Annotated in this window: 17 protein-coding genes; 14 read left to right on the top strand and 3 right to left on the bottom strand. The window is 36.9% G+C overall.

All coding sequences use genetic code 11. From position 1 onward, the window contains the following. Nucleotides 1–2: 2 nt before the first annotated feature. The 11 genes from NQ185_RS00990 (at nucleotide 3) to nth (ending at nucleotide 13,382) form a co-directional block, all read left to right on the top strand. Nucleotides 3–1,196: a CCA tRNA nucleotidyltransferase gene (locus tag NQ185_RS00990; RefSeq protein ID WP_257579652.1), complete on the top strand. Its 1,194-nt coding sequence runs from the start codon at nucleotides 3–5 to the stop codon at nucleotides 1,194–1,196. Further along, nucleotides 1,181–2,164: a biotin--[acetyl-CoA-carboxylase] ligase gene (locus NQ185_RS00985; protein WP_257579651.1), complete on the top strand. Its 984-nt coding sequence runs from the start codon at nucleotides 1,181–1,183 to the stop codon at nucleotides 2,162–2,164. The genes NQ185_RS00990 and NQ185_RS00985 overlap by 16 nt, the downstream gene beginning before the upstream one ends. A gap of 267 nt (nucleotides 2,165–2,431) precedes the next feature. Beyond that, nucleotides 2,432–3,265 carry a 3-methyl-2-oxobutanoate hydroxymethyltransferase gene (gene panB, locus NQ185_RS00980; protein WP_257579650.1) on the top strand — a complete coding sequence of 278 codons (834 nt, stop codon included), beginning with the start codon at nucleotides 2,432–2,434 and terminating at the stop codon, nucleotides 3,263–3,265. A gap of 1 nt (nucleotide 3,266) precedes the next feature. Then, nucleotides 3,267–4,139, top strand: coding sequence for a pantoate--beta-alanine ligase (gene panC, locus NQ185_RS00975; RefSeq protein WP_257579649.1), 873 nt, complete (start codon nucleotides 3,267–3,269; stop codon nucleotides 4,137–4,139). A gap of 946 nt (nucleotides 4,140–5,085) precedes the next feature. Then, the gene (panD, locus tag NQ185_RS00970) at nucleotides 5,086–5,469 is read left to right on the top strand and encodes an aspartate 1-decarboxylase (protein ID WP_257579648.1); all 384 of its coding nucleotides are present in this window, start codon (nucleotides 5,086–5,088) and stop codon (nucleotides 5,467–5,469) included. Nucleotides 5,470–5,805: 336 nt separating this feature from the next. Continuing rightward, nucleotides 5,806–8,610, top strand: coding sequence for an ATP-dependent DNA helicase DinG (gene dinG, locus NQ185_RS00965; RefSeq protein WP_257579647.1), 2,805 nt, complete (start codon nucleotides 5,806–5,808; stop codon nucleotides 8,608–8,610). Between the two features lie 248 nt (nucleotides 8,611–8,858). Then, entirely contained in the window at nucleotides 8,859–9,335 is a 477-nt protein-coding gene (locus tag NQ185_RS00960; RefSeq protein WP_257579646.1) for a cell wall elongation regulator TseB-like domain-containing protein, read from the top strand. An 18-nt stretch (nucleotides 9,336–9,353) separates the two neighbouring features. Beyond that, nucleotides 9,354–10,562 carry a pyridoxal phosphate-dependent aminotransferase gene (locus tag NQ185_RS00955; RefSeq protein ID WP_306999737.1) on the top strand — a complete coding sequence of 403 codons (1,209 nt, stop codon included), beginning with the start codon at nucleotides 9,354–9,356 and terminating at the stop codon, nucleotides 10,560–10,562. A 48-nt stretch (nucleotides 10,563–10,610) separates the two neighbouring features. Continuing rightward, nucleotides 10,611–11,903 carry an asparagine--tRNA ligase gene (asnS, locus tag NQ185_RS00950; RefSeq protein WP_257579645.1) on the top strand — a complete coding sequence of 431 codons (1,293 nt, stop codon included), beginning with the start codon at nucleotides 10,611–10,613 and terminating at the stop codon, nucleotides 11,901–11,903. Between the two features lie 120 nt (nucleotides 11,904–12,023). Beyond that, the gene (locus tag NQ185_RS00945; RefSeq protein WP_257579644.1) at nucleotides 12,024–12,719 is read left to right on the top strand and encodes a DnaD domain-containing protein; all 696 of its coding nucleotides are present in this window, start codon (nucleotides 12,024–12,026) and stop codon (nucleotides 12,717–12,719) included. A gap of 18 nt (nucleotides 12,720–12,737) precedes the next feature. Beyond that, the gene (gene nth, locus NQ185_RS00940; RefSeq protein WP_257579643.1) at nucleotides 12,738–13,382 is read left to right on the top strand and encodes an endonuclease III; all 645 of its coding nucleotides are present in this window, start codon (nucleotides 12,738–12,740) and stop codon (nucleotides 13,380–13,382) included. 53 nt (nucleotides 13,383–13,435) lie between these two features. On the opposite strand, the gene NQ185_RS00935 is transcribed toward nth, so the two are convergent. After that, on the bottom strand, nucleotides 13,436–16,117 hold the full coding sequence (locus tag NQ185_RS00935; protein ID WP_257579642.1) for a PBP1A family penicillin-binding protein: 2,682 nt from the start codon (nucleotides 16,115–16,117) through the stop codon (nucleotides 13,436–13,438). Between the two features lie 33 nt (nucleotides 16,118–16,150). Beyond that, nucleotides 16,151–16,759, bottom strand: coding sequence for a Holliday junction resolvase RecU (recU, locus tag NQ185_RS00930; RefSeq protein WP_257579641.1), 609 nt, complete (start codon nucleotides 16,757–16,759; stop codon nucleotides 16,151–16,153). 446 nt (nucleotides 16,760–17,205) lie between these two features. Between recU and NQ185_RS00925 the strand changes: the two genes are divergently transcribed. From NQ185_RS00925 to NQ185_RS00915, 3 genes are all read left to right on the top strand, one after another. Beyond that, nucleotides 17,206–17,424 (top strand): hypothetical protein, encoded by a 219-nt coding sequence (locus NQ185_RS00925; RefSeq protein WP_257579640.1) that lies wholly within the window; start codon nucleotides 17,206–17,208, stop codon nucleotides 17,422–17,424. 107 nt (nucleotides 17,425–17,531) lie between these two features. Then, nucleotides 17,532–17,897 carry a YppE family protein gene (locus NQ185_RS00920; RefSeq protein ID WP_257579639.1) on the top strand — a complete coding sequence of 122 codons (366 nt, stop codon included), beginning with the start codon at nucleotides 17,532–17,534 and terminating at the stop codon, nucleotides 17,895–17,897. A 61-nt stretch (nucleotides 17,898–17,958) separates the two neighbouring features. Further along, on the top strand, nucleotides 17,959–18,441 hold the full coding sequence (locus NQ185_RS00915; RefSeq protein WP_257579638.1) for a YppG family protein: 483 nt from the start codon (nucleotides 17,959–17,961) through the stop codon (nucleotides 18,439–18,441). A gap of 49 nt (nucleotides 18,442–18,490) precedes the next feature. On the opposite strand, the gene NQ185_RS00910 is transcribed toward NQ185_RS00915, so the two are convergent. Then, nucleotides 18,491–18,964 carry an Hsp20/alpha crystallin family protein gene (locus tag NQ185_RS00910; RefSeq protein ID WP_257579637.1) on the bottom strand — a complete coding sequence of 158 codons (474 nt, stop codon included), beginning with the start codon at nucleotides 18,962–18,964 and terminating at the stop codon, nucleotides 18,491–18,493. Between the last annotated feature and the right edge of the window lie 124 nt (nucleotides 18,965–19,088).

The following is a 19,088-nucleotide window of genomic DNA, read 5'->3' as shown; positions in this document are numbered from 1 at the left end:
CCATGAATAAGATGTTTCTTGCCGCAACTCCCGTACTTGAAAAAATCGAAAAAGCTGGCTTCGAAGCATATTTTGTTGGAGGTGCGGTAAGAGATCATTTGCTAAATAGGGATATTCATGATGTAGATATTGCAACCTCAGCTACACCTGAAGAAATAAAGAAAATATTTTCATCAACTGTCGATGTTGGAATCGAACATGGAACTATTCTTGTCCTGTTTAATGGACAAGGATTTGAAGTGACTACTTTTAGGTCGGAATCGGATTACGAGGATTTTCGTCGACCTCAATCTGTAACATTTATTCGATCTCTTCATGAAGATTTACGTCGTAGGGATTTTACGATGAACGCCATTGCAATGGATAGAGCAGGAAATTTGATCGATCCATATAATGGAAAGATGGCTATTGATAATAAGATCATTGAAACTGTAGGAGAAGCGGCAGAAAGATTCAAGGAAGATGCATTACGAGTTATGAGGGCAATCCGTTTCGTCAGCCAACTAGGATTCAGTCTTGAACAGAAGACTGAAAGAGAAATGGCCAATTTATCCTATTTGTTGAAACATATTTCGGTTGAAAGAATAACCGCAGAAATGACGAAACTGCTCAACGGTACATATCGGGAAAAGGCGTTGAAAATAGCAATAGAAACAAACATATATTCTTTTTGGCCGACTTTATTTAATGATAAGAGTATTATCAAATCAATATTGTCTTTACCTATCAAACCATTAAATGAAATAGAGCTATGGATTTTAACTGTATATTTAACGGATGAAACGAACTCAAATGAGTTATTAAGAAAATGGAAGCTGCCTAGCAAAAAAATTCAATTCATCTTGCGTTCCTTATCTCTATTACAAAGGAGAAAGGACCATGAATGGACAAAATATGAGTATTATCGTGCTGGAATAGAAATATCTACAATTGTGGAACGGACTTATCAAGCAAGTCGAAATAAAGATATTTCAGAGATTGAAAGCAATATTCATAATATCTTTAAGCAATTACCTATTACATCTCGGGAGGATTTAACTATTTCAGGTAAGGATATTTTAAAATGGTGTGAAAAACCTGCTGGTCCTTGGGTAAGGGTAATTATGGAGGGCATTGAAGAAGCGATCATCAATAATGAAATTTATAACGAAGCAGCTGAGATAAAAAGGTGGGTGAAGTCTTGTCATCTTCCGTGAAAAAACAATTATATGAAGCTCTTGCAAATGCTGATGGAAAGTTTTTATCCGGACAAGCATTGGCGGACATTATTGGTTGCTCAAGAACTGCGATATGGAAGCATATTGAAGAATTGCGTAAATCAGGGTTTGAATTAGAAGCCGTTCGTAAGAAAGGATACCGACTAATTAGTAAACCTGATCATCTTTCTGACAATGAAATATTATTTGGACTAAAAACAAAAACGATGGGACGAAAGATTTATTATTTTGATTGTGTAGAATCAACACAAATTATTGCCCATAAGGCCGCAAGAGAAGGTGCACCTGAAGGAACGATTGTAATTGCAGGAGAACAAACCGCTGGAAAGGGTAGAATGACTCGACCATGGCACTCTTCAAAACAAAAAGGGATTTGGATGAGTATGATCATCAGACCTAAGCTGCCTCCGGAAAAAGCACCACAGTTTACACTTATATCTGCAATAGCCTGTGTTCGAGCCATTGAAGAAATTACGGGATTAGAACCTCATATTAAATGGCCGAATGATATCCTTTATAAAGGGAAAAAGCTGACGGGTATTCTTACGGAACTTCAAGGGGAAGCCGATAAAGTAAATTTTCTTGTGATTGGAATTGGCATGAATGTTAACCAGAGGACGGAAGATTTTCCCGAGAATGTAAAAGAAATTGCTACATCACTAGAAATTGAAACAGGTCTTGCAGTGTCAAAAACAAAAGTGATTCAAAAAATTTTAACATACTTTGAAAAATACTATGAACTATATATGGAAGAGGGCTTTGCCCCGCTCAAAATTATGTGGGAAAGCTATGCAGCCGGAATTGGAAAGGCAATCATTGCTAGAACTTTAACCGGAGAAATATCGGGAGTCGCACTCGGGATTACAGATGAAGGCATATTGAAAGTGGAAGATAAAGAAGGAAAAGTTCACCATATTTATTCCGCGGATATTGAGTTTCCCTCATAGTCATCGCAAAAGAAGTTTGTTATAATGCTATTGATGAATATTTTATTATTATGTCAAAATGGGCGGTATCTTGTTCGAGAACTGCACCACTATTCATTACTTAATTATATTTGATTTCTGCCTTGATCCAAAGGGACGGGGACAGAGGACCGAAACGAGTGAAGATATTTGGGAGTCCTTCTGCCTATTTGGAGAGGACTCCTTTTTAACGTCGGATAAATCCACTCTAAACATTCGTTTCCTCTGAAACAAAGGAGGAGAATAAAAATGAAGCAGACAACTGATTTTTTAAAAATGAAAAAATCTCGAGAGAAAATTGCAATGGTTACGGCCTACGACTTTCCTCAAGCCAAGCTTGCAGAACAATCGGGAGTAGACATGCTTTTAGTCGGGGATTCTTTAGGGATGGTTGTGTTAGGTTATGAATCTACTATACCAGTCACATTGCAAGATATGATTCACCACACGAAAGCAGTCAGAAGGGGGGCTGCGGATACCTTTATTGTATCAGATCTTCCGTTTATGACTTACCACGTCAGTAAGGAAGATGCTTTAAAGTCAGCTGCGGCACTCATGCAAGAGGGTGGTGCTCACGCTGTTAAGGTAGAGGGTGGTGGAGAGGTAATAAGTACAATTAAGACACTCACTGCAGCGGGTGTTCCAGTTATGGCACATCTTGGCTTAACACCACAGACTGTTGGTGTGTTAGGTGGATATAAAGTGCAGGGTAAAAGTGCAGAAGCAGCAAATCTTCTTATCGATGAAGCAATAAAATGCCAGGAAGCCGGAGCGTTTTCTATCGTTTTGGAATGCATTCCAAAACAACTGGCTACTCTAGTTTCTTCTAAATTGGAGATTCCAACGATTGGAATCGGGGCTGGGATTAATACCGATGGCCAGGTTCTTGTTTACCATGATTTATTGACATTTGGAGTGGAGCGCGTACCGAAATTCGTGAAACAATATGGTGATATCAACACTTTAACAAAGGAAAGCATTCAACAATATGTTGCAGAAGTTAAAGATTCTTCCTTTCCTGAAGAACAACATTCTTTTACAATGAGTGATTCCGAGCTAGAGTTGCTTTACGGAGGAAAATAATATGGAAATAATTACTTCAACAAAAGCTATGCAAGCACGTGCTTTACAGTTGAAAAAACAAGGGATTACAATCGGGTTTGCCCCAACAATGGGATATTTACATGATGGGCATATTAAATTAGTCAAACAATCATTAGAAAATAATGATATAACTGTGATGAGTATATTTGTAAATCCGCTACAGTTTGGACCAGGTGAGGATTTTGACGCCTACCCACGTGATGTCAAGAGGGACCAAAAACTTGCTGAAGAAGCGGGTGTCAATATATTATTTTTACCTGAACGTGCTGATGTTTATCCGAATGAGCCATCGTTTGAAATTAATGTATTGAAGCGAACAGATGTCCTATGTGGCAGGAGTAGGCCGGGACACTTTAATGGAGTAGCGACAATATTAATAAAATTATTTAATATTATGTTGCCAGACAACGTTTATTTTGGATTGAAGGATGCTCAACAAGTTGCCGTAGTAGATTCATTAATCAAAGATTTTAACTTTCCAATTCAACTCATTCCGGTTGAAACTGAAAGAGAAGAAGATGGCCTTGCACGAAGCTCTAGGAATGTTTATTTATCAGAAGAAGAAAGAGTGCATGCGCCACACCTCTATAAAGGCCTTAAAAAAGCTGCTGATGCGATACAAAATGGTGAAACAAATCCAGCAACTGTCATTCATATCGTGGAAGACTATATTAAAACTAATACAAATGGTGAAATTGATTATATTGAAATTTTAAGTTTTCCAAACCTTGAACAATTAAAACAATTGCACGGCAAAATAATCATTGCACTAGCAGTGAAATTTTCAAAGGCAAGATTAATCGACAATATCATTCTAGAGACACAAATAGGCTCTCGGAATTTCGAGGTGTAAATGGCTATTTTTGCAAACATTGTTTCTTTACCTAGATAGTGCTAGGTTGATTTCCGCTACAGTTGCTCGCGGACCTTAGGGGCGGGCGGTTTGTCTAGCTGCAGCGCCTAGCCCCACGAGGTCATAAGTCATATTACTACGTGGCTAAAAGGCAAGCCACTGCGTAATCTGTCTTATGCTTGTCGGGGCTGATCAAGGCGCTTACGCATTTCTATGAGCCTCCTCGGCGTAAACGCCTGTGGGGTCTCACCTGTCCCGCTGATCCCGCGACGGACAGGACGTCCTAGTGTCGGCGTTGGCCACAGGACGTGGCCGTCTTTAGCTGACCAGGAGTCTCGCACTTTCGCTCCAATCAACCTACAAAAGGTTTTGTTTTAAAGGCAAAAGTACTTTAGAAAAGGACCTTTAATAAAGATAAAGCCATTGAAGAGAATATAAGCTTTAAGGAAAGATAGTGCATCTTTTTAAGTTTTGATTAATCTTCAAGTGGAACGTCAGTTCTCCTAGTTGTTGTGGCGTTTTCAAATTGACAAAAATAGCGACAAAATTACATTTTTTATAGATATCGTATGAAAAGGAAGAGATTGGAGAACAAAGTATTAGCGGTCGCCTTACCATGTGCGAAAATATATCCCAGTTGATCTACGTTCCAGGCGGCACTCCTGGGGGATTAGCGTGAAAGTTGAGACCCCGCAAGGTGCGAAGCCGCCGAGGAGGCTCACCGCGCCCCCCGGAACGCGTCCGACTGGAACGGAAATCAACGGTAGCAGAAAACGTTGTATGTAGATTATTTATCTCATTCTCATTTTATAGACTGGGAATTCTACAAATATAAAATGCACAATCCCCCCTATTAAAAGTAGGAGGAGACAAGAAAAATATAGCACAAGTAAATCTAACTCGGTGAAAGCCGAGAGTCTATACAATCATAAGGAGGTCCAACATCATGTTTCGTACGATGATGAATGGAAAAATCCATAGAGCAACGGTAACAGAGGCAAATTTAAATTATGTCGGAAGTATCACGATCGACAGAGACATTTTAGAAAAAGTTGGTATGGTAGCAAATGAAAAGGTTCAAATTGTAAATAATAATAATGGGGCTCGTTTTGAAACATATATTATTGAAGGTGAAAAAGGTTCTGGCGTCATTTGTGTAAACGGCGCAGCTGCGAGGCTCGTGCAGCCAGGTGATATCGTCATCATCATTTCATATGCTTTAGTTCCGGAAGAAAAGATTCATGCACACCAACCTAAAATTGCACTCATGACAAAAGATAATAAAATTAAAGATATGATTCATTACGAACCAGAAACAACAATTTTCTGATTAACTAGGCTCTTTTCTCATACATTGTTACTCATAACTATGAATTTTAACGACGAAAAATGGATTCTGTCTTCAAAATGAATAATCCAACTGAGAAAAGAGCTGGATACTTCATAAGAACTGTTAAACTTTCTAAATTGGTGTAAAAGCCGGCTTTTGGGCTTTTACAAACAACAAACTTTAAGAAAACAGCCATTATCTAAAAACCAGTCCAATTATTTATGGGTTATTGGGCTGGTTTTTTTCCTGAACAGCTTATATATGTTACAATTGTCGGGAGTATTTAAAGTATTAATGTCAAGCCTAGCGCTTTTCTAATAAGGTTGTGGTATGTGTATGACACGTAAATATGTAGTTGTTGATTTAGAGACAACAGGTAATACCCATGATCGCGGAGATCGCATCATTCAACTATCTGCCGTTGTGATAGAAAATCGACAAATCGTGGATCAATATACAACATTTATTAACCCTGGTATGCCAATCCCACCATTTATTGAAGAATTAACAGGTATCCACGATGGAATGGTTCAAGATGCACCAGAGTTTAAGGATATTGCTCCGAAAATAAATGAAATACTTCAAGACTCTATTTTTGTTGCACACAATGTCATATTTGACCTTGGTTTTTTACGAAATGAGCTTGAAAAGGCAGGATACAACTATATTGAATTAGATTCAGTTGATACAGTAGAATTTGCCAAAATTCTTTTGCCTACTGCCCAAAGCTATAAACTTTCTGAATTAGCGGAATACCTTCAGTTGGAACATGAAAATCCCCACCAAGCCGATAGTGATGCTTTAGTTACGGCTGAATTGTTTTTAATCTTGTTGGAACGTACAAAATCCTTACCGCTTATTACATTGGAAAAGCTGTCAGACATGGCTTATTCATTAAAAAGCGATTTGTATATACTATTCGATAATATATTGAAAGAAAAACGAAAAAATATCGAAAACTTACAAGAAGACTTAGAAGTGTTTCGGGGAATTGCACTGAAGAAAAAGGTAATCCCAGAAGCAAATAATGAGGAAATCATTCCATACTTTCCAAAAAGCATGGAAGAAAAAAACCATTTATTTTCTAATCAAAGCAAACATTTTAAGCTCCGGCCAGGACAAATGGAAATGATGAATTCCGTATATGAATCCTTTGAAAAGAACAAGCATGCCGTTATTGAAGCAGGGACAGGAACAGGTAAAACATTAGGATATTTGTTGCCATCCTTATATTTTGCTGTTTCGAAAAGTCAACCAGTAATCATAAGTACATACACGATACAAATGCAGGAACAAATATTAAATAACGAAATATCTCGTTTAAAGCAATTGATTCCATTTCCTTTCCACACCTCGATATTAAAAGGGCGTAGCAACTATATTAATATGTTGAAGTTTGAGCAGTCTTTGTATGATAAAGACCCTCAATACGATACGGTTATGACAAAAATGCAATTTCTTGTTTGGTTAGTTCATACCGAAACTGGTGATATGGAAGAGCTGAATGTGTCGAGTGGAGGGAATTTATTTAAACAAAGAATCAAACATGATGGCTGGTTTTTTCAAAAAGAAAAAGATCCATGGTTTTCACATGATTTTTATATGCATGCACGAAATCTGGCTTCAAATGCAGACCTTGTCATTACAAATCATTCCATGCTGCTGAGAGACATAGAAAATGATCAAAATATCCTTCCTGATTATCAATATGTTGTGATTGACGAAGCGCATAATTTAGAAAAAGCAGCTAGAAATTGTTTCGGAAAAAAACTAGAGTATAATACTTTAAAATTTTCGATTGGTCGTCTTGGAACGTTAGAAAAAAATCAGCTGTTTAGTAAGATAGAAAACCTTTTACGGGAGAAAGGATTCACTCCATCTTTTCATGCTTTTGAATTAGATCAAATCATCTCACAGCTTGATCTAGAAATAGATGATTTATTTATCATGTTGGGTAAAAAGATTTCCCAACTATTTGGACGCAAATCGAATAAAAGTACAAAACTACAGATGCGAATTACTGATGCGATGATGTCAGAGCGGAAATGGCTGCCTTTAGTATTATGCGCCGAAAGAGTTTATGATTATCATCGTACGATTTGTAGAGAGCTTGAAAATAGACTTTCCTTAGTTAAGCGGGAGGATAAAAAATTAACGGATAGTGAGCAAGCTTTTATTGAGGAAATGAATAGCTTCTTAAGGGACTGGTTTCAAATAGGGGGAAAATTTCAACAGTTATTTTTAAATCCTTCGATTCAAAATGTTACTTGGATAGAGGGGGATATTCGTGCACTTCCTAATAGCATAGGTATTTTCGTTCAACCTATGAATACCGGGAACGAATTAGCAAATAATTTTTTTGAACACAAAAAAAGTGTAGTTATGACTTCCGCAACGCTAACAGTCAATCATTCATTTAGCTTTTTCTTGAATGAATTGAATTTGCAAAATAAGGACTTGCTTGAAAAAGTGATTAGTTCCCCTTTTGATTATAAAGATATGGTAAAACTAATGATTCCTTCAGATTTACCTGAAGTCCGCGGAACTGTGAATGATGAGTATATCGAGGCAATTGCTAGTCATATCATTGCCATTGCTGATGTAACTGATGGTAGAATGCTTGTTCTTTTCACCTCGTACGATATGCTTAGAAAAACGTATCAACTCATTAAAGATTCGTTTGCACTAGAGGATTTTGTGCTTCTGGCACAAGGTATTTCAGGTGGAAGCAGAACAAGACTTACAAGGAATTTCCAACAATTTAATAAATCCATCTTGTTCGGTACAAGCAGTTTTTGGGAAGGTGTAGATATTCCAGGAAAGGATTTATCATGCCTAGTGATTGTAAGACTTCCATTTTCACCACCAGATGAACCGATTACGGCCGCTAAATATGAATTGATCAAACATCATGGTAAGAATCCTTTTTCGGAATTTGCATTACCGGAAGCGGTTATTCGGTTTAAGCAAGGGTTTGGCCGTTTAATTAGAACAGAAACTGATCGTGGAGTAGTTATTGTATTAGATAGACGAATTGAAACAACTAGCTATGGAAAAACATTTTTACAATCTATCCCAAACATTTCAATTGAACGTGGTCCTTTAAATAAGCTTTTAACATCCGTTGAAAAGTGGTTATAAAGTTGAGGCTGTGCTATTTGTTGAAAATTCAACATTAACACAACCTCAATTTTGTGGGCTACATGATTTTTTTAAAAGCTTACGCGATTTTTCACCTTTTAGCCTTATATTTCCTGCTATAATGATGAATATATGCGTATGTATCCTTAGTATTACCTAGTAATTGTAATGCTATAATGTTAATTATTGCTGCCGGGGAGGAACAAATACGGCTGTTCTTATAATCGATAAAACTTAAGGTGGTTTCAATGAAAAAGTGGATTTTTATTTTATTGCCATTGATCATAATAACAGTTTCTGTATACATTTATGTGTATATAGAAGCTCGGCAACCCCTTTTGAAAGCTGAACAATATGCAGAAAAAAGGGCTAGGGCAGAAGCGAATTTAGTAAGTAATGATGAATTTTTTGTATATCATGGAACAAAGACTTATTATGTAATCATTGGTAATAATCAAGAAGGGATCGAAACGATTGTTTGGATTCCTGAAAAAAAAGATGAAGATATCATCACAAAAAAGGTATCCGAAGGAATTTCAGAAAAAGAAGCAATATCGAAATTGGTCTATGAAGAAGAGCCTAAAAAAATTCTAGGCACAAGATTAGGAATGGAGAAAAATTTACCTGTATGGGAACTTTCTTATTTAGATCAAAATTCGAAATTAAATTATTATTATATTCACTTCGACACAGGTAAATGGTGGCGGAAAATTGAAAACTTATAAAAGAAAGAGGAATGAACCATGAACATTAATTTAGCACAACGTGTTGATGCTCTCACCCCATCTTCAACATTGGCGATTACGGCCAAAGCTAAAGAGCTGAAATCTCAAGGCCTTGATATTATTGGACTTGGAGCGGGTGAACCCGATTTTAATACGCCTAAGAATATTATTGAAGCAGCCTACCAATCCATGAATGAAGGAGCAACAAAATATACACCTGCAGCGGGATTGCCAGAGCTGAAAAAGGCAGTTATCAACAAATTGGAAAGAGACCAAGGTCTTTCATATAAGCCTTCTGAAATCATTATTGGAAATGGGGCGAAGCATGTTTTATTTACCCTATTCCAAGTTATTTTAAATGATGAGGATGAAGTCATTATTCCAACACCTTATTGGGTAAGCTACCCTGAACAAGTAAAGCTTGCTGGAGGCGTTCCAGTTTATGTTGAAGGCAAGGAAGAAAATGACTATAAAATTACTCCAGAGCAATTAAAAACAGCAATTACAAATAAAACAAAAGCGATAATTATTAATTCACCAAGTAATCCGACAGGAATGATTTATTCACAAGAAGAATTAAAAGCACTTGGTGAACTATGCTTGGAGCATAATGTTCTCATTGTTTCAGATGAAATTTATGAAAAATTGGTTTATGGGGAAAACAAACACGTATCAATTGCTCAGATTTCATCTCAATTAAAAGATATTACCATTATTATTAATGGTGTTTCAAAATCCCATTCCATGACTGGATGGCGAATTGGCTATGCAGCCGGAAGTGAAAAAATTGTTGCCGCAATGGCAGACCTTGCAAGTCATTCCACATCGAATCCAACGACGACATCTCAATACGGGGCTATTGAAGCATATAATGGCCCGCAAACGGCTGTAGAACAAATGAGGCAGGCTTTTGAAGAAAGATTAAACATCATATATGATAAATTAGTTTCAATCCCAGGTGTTAAATGCAAAAAGCCGCAAGGTGCGTTCTATTTATATCCTAACGTAAAAGAAGCTGCACAAATTGCAGGATTCGAAGATGTAGATCAGCTTGTGGAGGTGCTGCTTGAAGAAGCCCTTGTTGCAGTAATTCCTGGATCAAGCTTTGGTTCCCCTGATAATATTCGTATATCGTATGCAACATCACTAGAAGCATTGGAAGAAGCGGTAAGCCGTATACATTCCTTTATCGAGGAAAAAGGGAAAGTCGCTAGTCTCACAGAATAATTACCGAAAAAACAACAGGATATGAATGGTTTCGAAAGGAATGTTAACGTGAAAACAACTATATCAGAAGTTCATAAATTTGTAGGTCAAGAAGTCAAAATCGGGGCTTGGCTAGCCAATAAACGATCTAGCGGAAAAATTGCCTTCCTTCAATTAAGGGATGGTTCCGGCTTTATTCAAGGTGTTGTTGTAAAAAGTGATGTGAGCGAAGAAACATTTCAAAAAGCAAAATCAATATCTCAAGAGTCTTCACTCTTTATTACAGGTACAATTCAAGAAGATAGTCGTTCACCTTTCGGTTATGAACTGTTAGTTTCGACTATTGAAGTGATTAACGAGGCGGTTGATTATCCGATTACACCGAAAGAGCATGGCACTGAATTCTTAATGGATCATCGTCATTTATGGCTCAGATCGCGTAGACAGCACGCGGTAATGAAAATTAGAAACGAAGTGATTCGTGCCACTTATGAATTCTTTAATCAAAATGGTTTCGTTAAAGTGGATCCGCCAATTTTTACTGGAAGTGCACCTGAAGGAACAACTGAACTATTTAAAACGAAATATTTCGATGAAGATGCATATTTATCCCAAAGCGGACAGCTGTATATGGAAGCTGCAGCAATGGCCCTTGGTAAAGTATTTTCATTCGGACCAACCTTCAGAGCGGAAAAGTCAAAAACACGCAGACATTTAATAGAATTTTGGATGATTGAGCCGGAAATGGCCTTTTATGAATTTGAGGATAGTTTGAAGGTTCAGGAAGAATACGTAACCTATATAGTTCAATCCGTTATACAAAATTGCTCCCTCGAATTGGAAAGATTGGAAAGAGATTTAACGAAATTGGAAAATATAAAGGCACCTTTCCCAAGGATTACGTATGATGATGCGATTACGTTCTTACATGAAAAAGGCTTTAATGATATTAAATGGGGGGATGATTTCGGCGCACCTCATGAAACAGCTATTGCTGATCATTATGATAAGCCAGTGTTTATCACACATTATCCTACTGTTATAAAACCTTTCTATATGCAACCTGCTCCTGACCGCGATGATGTCGTTTTATGTGCGGACATGATTGCGCCAGAAGGGTACGGAGAAATAATTGGCGGTTCAGAACGTATTCACGATTTCGGATTAATGAAGAAAAGGATAGAAGAACATCAATTGCCAATTGAAGCTTATGAATGGTATTTAGATCTCTCGAAATACGGTTCTGTCCCTCATTCAGGATTTGGGCTTGGCCTAGAACGAACAGTAGCATGGATTTCAGGTGTTGAACATGTGAGGGAGACCATTCCATTCCCACGCCTGCTGAATCGTTTATATCCATAAATTTATGAAAACTGTCCCATATCATTGCCCATTGCAGCAGGGTAAATTTTGGGACAGCTTTTATTTTTAATATTTACATCGTAGAACATGATATAATCGAGGTAAGTGAGGTGCGTTAGCATGAATAAAGATTTGATGGTTTCTTGGATTGAGGCAGGTATGATTCAAGTTCCATATTTATTAATGAGTAAATATCGCGAAATCGGCCTTGATGAGAAAGAATTGGTCGTTTTATTGCATATTATATCATTTATGGAAAAGGGAAATGAATTCCCAACTCCAGAACAAATTGCTGAAAGAATGACGATTACGAGCAGTGAATGTACTTCAATTTTAAGAAGGCTTGTACAGCTGGAAATGATTAAAATAGAAAAGGATTTTTCCGATGATGAAGTAAGGTTTGAAAGATATTCTTTATCCTCACTTTGGATAAAATTAGCAGACCTCTTAATTGTGGAAAAAAAGCAACTAGCCCTTGAAACTGTTTTTCAAGAAGAAAAAGATATTTATACTACTTTTGAGCAGGAATTTGGCAGACCTCTTTCTCCACTAGAATGTGAATCACTTGCAATGTGGATTGATCAAGATGGACAAGACCCTATTATAATAAAAGCAGCATTGCGAGAAGCAGTCATGTCTGGTACTGTGAATTTTAGGTACATAGATAGAATATTATTTGAATGGAAGAAGAATGGAATTAAAACAGTCGAGCAAGCGAAGGTTCATAGTTTAAAGTTCAGGCAAAAGCCAAGACAAATAAATCAACAAAGTAAAAGCTCGAACACTGTCCCTTTTTATAACTGGCTTGAGCAATAAGCCAAGTAGGTGAGATAAATGCTAAATAAACAACAAATACGATTTTGTTTGGATGAAATGGGAAAAATGTTTCCGGATGCTCATTGTGAATTAGTGCATTCGAACCCTTTTGAACTTGTTATTGCGGTTGCACTTTCGGCTCAATGCACTGATGCTTTAGTAAATAGAGTGACAATAAATTTGTTTAAAAAATACAAAACACCAGAAGACTATCTAGCTGTTCCCTTAAATGAACTTGAATCAGACATTAGGTCAATTGGTTTATTTCGAAACAAAGCGAAAAACATTCAAAAGCTATGTAAAATCCTCATTGATGAATATGAGGGAGAAGTACCAGAGGATTATAATGAATTAATAAAGCTTCCGGGAGTCGGGAGGAAGACGGCCAACGTCGTAGTGTCTGTAGCATTTGGTGTACCTGCGATTGCCGTTGATACCCATGTCGAAAGGGTAAGTAAACGACTAGCTTTTTGCCGCTGGAAAGACAGTGTTTTAGAAGTCGAAAAAACACTTATGAGGAAAATTCCAAAAGAAGAATGGTCAGTTACTCATCATCGAATGATTTTTTTTGGAAGATACCATTGTAAAGCTCAAAACCCCCAATGCACAATTTGCCCGCTCTTAGAAGTATGCAGGGAAGGGAAAAAGAGGGTAAAGGAATAATAAAAAAAGAACTAGGTGCCTCGTAAAGGCACCTAGTTCTTTTTTTTTCAATATTAGTCTCCATCATCACCATCAGCCGGCTCAGTTGGTTCAACGGGATTCTCATCGCCAGGAGGTGGTTCTTCTTCATCTCCCGGCTTTTCAGGTTTCTTTTTTTCGCCTGAGTCGGATTCGTCATCTCCTTGACCCGGTTTATTACCGTTATTACCTTTGTTGCCGTTGTTACCACTGTTATCTTTGTCTTTATTTTTGTCTTTATCCTTATCTTTTTCTTTATCTTTGTCTTTTTCTTTATCTTTGTCTTTTTTGTCCTCATTGCCTTCATCATCTTGATGATCGTCAGGTGGAATAATCTCATCTTCAATTTTTGGTACCGTCACACTTGCTGTGCCAGCGGTACTTCTTTGGTTATCAGAAACAGCTGTCACTTCAATAGAATATGTGATTCCGGGTTCCGGGTTTTGGATGGTAAAGCTTTGTTCACTCATTATTCCTAGTGACTGCTTTTTACCGTTAGATGATTTAAGGGTTACATCAAATTTGAGTTTCTTGTTTTTTGTTTCCGGATGTTCCCAAGTGAAAGCAACTTCATTTTCTGTCTCATGATATTCTCCTATTACAGAAGGAGCATCAAGTTTATCAAACACGTTGGAAACTTCTTTCGGCTCTGCACCCGCAACGAATAGTTCATAAATAATATTACCATTTGGAGTATATTTACTTGGCTTTTTAGCTGGATTGGATCCTTTTTCAACGGCAGCTTTCACAACGCTTTTCGGCATTGAGAAATCGGGCGTGTCTATTTCCTCTGAAATATGGGTCATTAAATTTCTGTAAAGCTCTTTTGCGATCTGCTGATCATTCGTACCACCACGAAGCGGAATACTTCGTTTTTCATAGCCGGTCCAAACCGCGATTGTATAATTGGTCGTATAGCCCGCGAACCATGCATCAGGTACATCGTTTTTATCAAGACCATATTCTTGCAAATCAGCACTAGAATAGTTTGTTGTACCTGTTTTTGCTGCAGCAGGGAGTCCAGGAATGATGGCCCCTTTTCCAGTAGATCCCTCCTTATAAGAAACAACATCCTTTAGCATATCTGTCACCATATAGGCTGTAGAGTCTTTCATGGCAAGTTTAGGTTTAATCTTATTGCTAATTTCTGTTTCTTCATCACGCAATATTATTTTCTTTACGGAATGTGGCTTATTGTACATACCGTTATTGCCAAATGTGGCATATGCACCTGCTAATTTTAAAGGAGAAACATTTTCAATGCCTCCGATTGAGGCTGGTTCAAAAAATTCTTTTTCACTAAATTCCATCCCTAAATTAGCAGCAAATTCTCTTGAGCGATCCAATCCAACTTCTTGTAAAGCTTTAAGTGCCGGGATATTTCTAGAGCGATATAATGCTTCACGTATGGACATTTTTCCAAGATAACCTTGGTCAAAGTTATTGATGGCATCTCCAGTTGAATATTTATATGGTTCATCTACAATTTGTTCATACGTAGACCAATTTAAATACTCAATGGCTGGACCGTAATCTAGGATGGGCTTTATTGTGGAACCTGGCTGGCGATCCGTTAACTGTGTGGCAAAATTACGGCCACGCTTTATATCTTTAAATCGGTTTCCGCCAATCGCACGAATTTCACCTGTCTCTGTGTCCAATAGAACAATCCCCGCTTGCATTTTCTCATCAGGAAATTGGACAACATCATCTGTATAAAGCATTTTTTCCGTATATTCCTGGGCATCAGGATCGAGGGTTGTATATATTTTTAAGCCATCTGCATATACGTTATACTCGCCCATTTCCTCGACTTCCCTAATGACTTGATCGACGAAGGAATCGTATTTATACGGGTTGGCCTTATTTTTTTCTTCCGGAATCAATGTTTTTTCAACAGGGATCTTTTTCGCTTTTTCCATTTCATCTTTATTTATTTTGCCGTGTTGATACATAAGGGAGAGTACAAGATTTTTTCTTTTTTCGGCACTTTCAGGATATTTGTATGGGTCATAAGCATTAGGTCTTTGCGGAACTCCCGCTAAAAAAGCCCTCTCTTGAAGCTCCAACTCATCAAGTTCCTTATTAAAGTAAAATTTAGCAGCTGTTTCGATTCCATGAATTCCATTTCCGTAGTAGATTTTATTCACATACATTTCAAAAATTTGTTCTTTTGAATAGTTTTGTTCAAGTTTAAAGGAAAGCCATGCCTCTTGAGCCTTTCTTTTTAATTTTTTCTCATCTGATAAATATGTTAATTTGACGATTTGCTGAGTGATAGTTGAGGCACCTTCAGCCCCAAATCCACGAGTGACGTTTGCAAGAACAGCTCCGGCAAGTCTGCGAAAGTCAATCCCACCGTGTTTATAAAAGCGTACATCTTCCGTTGCCAAAACAGCGTCTTCCACTTTTTTAGGGATATTTTCATAGTCTACATAATCCCTTTTTTCAGTTCCAAGGACCGCGAATACATCACCGTTTTTATCTAAAACTTCAGATGCGATAGGGTCTATTAGAAGTACCTTATCCAGCGGTGGGGCGTCTTTTGCATAAATGGCAAAAGTGGTTCCTCCAGCTATAAGTACTGCTACTCCAATAAGAAAACATGTCAAAAATATGGTTTTAATCACTTTTGCTGGTTTCTTTTTTGTTTTTTGTTTTTTGTCGGGAGCTTGTTTTCTTCTCCGTTCTACACGTGTTTTATAATTTTCTGCCATAAGCAGTATTCCTCACTTTCTAGGTAGAGATGATCATATAAGTAATAATTGCTGAATTACTTTTAAATAATCGATTCTCGGATGTAAACCATATTCAATGCGATGTCCACAGCTTATAATTTCTTCTCTCTTGATTGATTTTCTTCCTCCACTTTCCATACGGTCCCAAAATGAGAATAAGTCTTTGCTCTCTAATAAAAATACTTCATCTGCATTAACGAAACGCAAAATGACAAAAGCTATCCCATTATGACTTACCACATTTTTCATATGATTAATCTGATGTTCGTGAAAATTTCTAAGTGGAAATGAAGTATTGCTTTGTGTTTCCTTCGCTTCAAAATCAATATATTTGCCTTTATATACACCATTATAATCAGTTGTGGAAGCTTGCCGAAAATATGCTTCTTTTATAACCGCTGTACTTCGAGATTGATAGTCCACTTGAACGATTTGTATTGGAGTTGGTTTTTTATGAATGACTGCCATTCCTTTAGATAAATAATACAAATTCGTCTCATTTAAATCTTCCTCAAGCGTCATGCCTCTTTTGCTGTATGAGATTATTTTCTCCTTGTTATTACTTTTTTGGGGAGAAGGCTCGCGCCGGTATTTTTTTCCATTGGGGTAATGAAACTCCATTGACCTACACCTCACTCGCTAAATTATAACATAGCAGAGAAAAATGGCTGTAATTATGAATAATAAATGGGATTAAAGCCATTATTATAAAGAGCGAAACACTGGTGCCGGACCATAACAATCGCTATAACATTATTTGACGAAATAGGGTGCATCTTAGTTTCACTTTTCAAGAAAAATTCATGAATAGGAGAATATTAATATGGAAAACAAAAAAGGTCAAAGAAAAGAAAATAAGAAATATAATCCTAAAAAAGCTGGAGAAGGAAATCCAAAGTTAACAGGGCCAAATAGACCATCTACTTAAAAATTTGTCGAACTGAATGAAGAAAATTCCGGTATCCCCACTTTGTTTAGCGAATCTCTTCTAGTTTTGTCAGTCGTGAAGGAAGTTAAAAATGAATAGCGAAAACAATAGAAAAGGGAAGTGAATGGAGGCTGACAAAATGACTAAAGAAGAAATGATTGAAAGGCTTGAGTCCATTAGCTCTCAAATAGATCATCTAGAAAAAATGGTTGAACAAAAATCTATACAAAATAAACGTTCCATCGTTCGGACAATGAATTTGCGTGAGCAACAACTGGAACATACAATTAGGAAATTAGAAATTTCCTTTGAAGAAAAAAGATCAAATAACATAACTACTTTAAGTGAAGCCATTTAAAGATCGTTTCGGAGCTTGAAAATATAATGAAAAGACAGTAGAATTAAGGAAATTTTAGAAAGCAGCTCTCATGCTGCTTTTTCGTATGTAGGGGTGTGTTTTAAATAGTGAAAACGAATGATTTACGAATTCTAACAGAAAAACTTCTCCAATTCAATGAGGATGCACATAAAAGTTTTCTACATTGTAGGGAAACGGGAGAAAAGGGCGATTTTTATAAGGAAGTGAAACCATTTGCAGATAAGGTGAGAGATAGTTGCGTACAATGGGAATCTGCTGCAATGGAATGGGTAAGCAATAATAAACCAAAAAACTTGCACCCGATTCAATTGAAAAACACAGCGGAAAATTTACAAATGGTGTCGGTAAGAGCTTTTTTTCCGGATTCAAGTTTAAAAAAGTTTAATAGTCATATACAATCAAATGATTTTATTTTAAGACGAATGATAGAAAGTCTGGAAACATCAAAATGACACATTTTACTTTGGCTGGGCATAGTGTATAGTACCTTAAATAATTCAGGGGGCTTGCTTTATGCTGCATCGATATCGAAATGTTCATATGCAACCAGGAATGCCAATGAGACCGCCATTTCAACATCCCAATTCTCAAATTCCCTATCCATATGGAATGTACCCTCCCCAATATCCGAATATGCAGGGGATGCCACAAATGCCTTATATGAACGGGATGCAGTATCCATATACTTACATGGATCAAGGGGTATTCCACCAAGGTAGCGAAAAACAAGCGAATCATTTATTTCAAAACCCTTTGCAGCCAGAGGATGGGTATTTTTATGAAAAATATAATAATCAACAAAGTTTTCCAAATGCATATCCTAAACCACCTCAATTACCAAAAGTTCCAAACGGGAATTCAGTATTAAATTCGTTTAAAACGCAAACGGGTTCGTTAGATTTAAATAAAATGGTAAACACCGCTGGCCAAGTAGTGAACGCAATAAATCAAGTATCTAATATGGCAAAAGGTCTCGGTGGTATTTTCAAAGTGTAGGTATATGAAATAAAGGAATCGTTAAAAATAGCGATTCCTTTTTACTATTTTAGTCAATATTTACTTTCTTTCCTTTTTTCTTAGGGATCGTGACAGTTAGTACTCCGTCCTCATGGTTTGCTAATACTTTACTTTGATCAATTGGTTTTGAAAATGGGATCGTTCGTGAAGATTGGCTCCAGGACTCTTTTTGCTGAAAAACTGTATTAGTTTTATCTTCCTTTGTTACAGTTTCTCGGTGATTGACCATTATGGTAATATATTGCGGAAGTATTTCAATATTAATTTGGTCCTTTTTTATCCCTGGGAGCTGTGCTTGGACAATATATTCTTTTTCATTTTCCTTTAGTTCAGCGACAAATCCACCACCAAATGGCTTTGAATGGAAAAAGAAGTCATCCATGTTTTGTAAAAAATTCTTATCAGGACGTTCCGAAAAAAGCCGATTCATATTATTCATTAATTGGGTGAAAGGCTCGAATAAAGGATGTTCCTCCTTTTTAGGCGGACGATTTTCCGGCATTGTAAAGCACCTCCTTTTTGTAATTTATCTTATTGTATGAAGGAGAAAAACAAAGAGTTCTCTCCACGATTATTAATCTGCTAAACTACTAGGAAAACGAACGCTTATTCGGTATTATAAAGGG

Origin of the sequence: Lederbergia panacisoli (assembly GCF_024626525.1) — a bacterium.
In the GTDB taxonomy this organism is placed as follows: domain Bacteria; phylum Bacillota; class Bacilli; order Bacillales; family Bacillaceae_C; genus Lederbergia; species Lederbergia panacisoli.
This window is presented reverse-complemented; position numbering and strand designations above follow the sequence as displayed.

Coding starts and splice junctions, on each gene's coding strand:
- NQ185_RS00990 (WP_257579652.1), top strand. CDS start 3: ATGAATAAGATGTTTCTTGCCGCAACTCCCGTACTTGAAAAAATCGAA.
- panB (WP_257579650.1), top strand. CDS start 2,432: ATGAAGCAGACAACTGATTTTTTAAAAATGAAAAAATCTCGAGAGAAA.
- panC (WP_257579649.1), top strand. CDS start 3,267: ATGGAAATAATTACTTCAACAAAAGCTATGCAAGCACGTGCTTTACAG.
- panD (WP_257579648.1), top strand. CDS start 5,086: ATGTTTCGTACGATGATGAATGGAAAAATCCATAGAGCAACGGTAACA.
- dinG (WP_257579647.1), top strand. CDS start 5,806: ATGACACGTAAATATGTAGTTGTTGATTTAGAGACAACAGGTAATACC.
- NQ185_RS00960 (WP_257579646.1), top strand. CDS start 8,859: ATGAAAAAGTGGATTTTTATTTTATTGCCATTGATCATAATAACAGTT.
- NQ185_RS00955 (WP_306999737.1), top strand. CDS start 9,354: ATGAACATTAATTTAGCACAACGTGTTGATGCTCTCACCCCATCTTCA.
- NQ185_RS00945 (WP_257579644.1), top strand. CDS start 12,024: ATGAATAAAGATTTGATGGTTTCTTGGATTGAGGCAGGTATGATTCAA.
- nth (WP_257579643.1), top strand. CDS start 12,738: ATGCTAAATAAACAACAAATACGATTTTGTTTGGATGAAATGGGAAAA.
- NQ185_RS00935 (WP_257579642.1), bottom strand. CDS start 16,117: ATGGCAGAAAATTATAAAACACGTGTAGAACGGAGAAGAAAACAAGCT.
- recU (WP_257579641.1), bottom strand. CDS start 16,759: ATGGAGTTTCATTACCCCAATGGAAAAAAATACCGGCGCGAGCCTTCT.
- NQ185_RS00925 (WP_257579640.1), top strand. CDS start 17,206: ATGACTAAAGAAGAAATGATTGAAAGGCTTGAGTCCATTAGCTCTCAA.
- NQ185_RS00915 (WP_257579638.1), top strand. CDS start 17,959: ATGCTGCATCGATATCGAAATGTTCATATGCAACCAGGAATGCCAATG.
- NQ185_RS00910 (WP_257579637.1), bottom strand. CDS start 18,964: ATGCCGGAAAATCGTCCGCCTAAAAAGGAGGAACATCCTTTATTCGAG.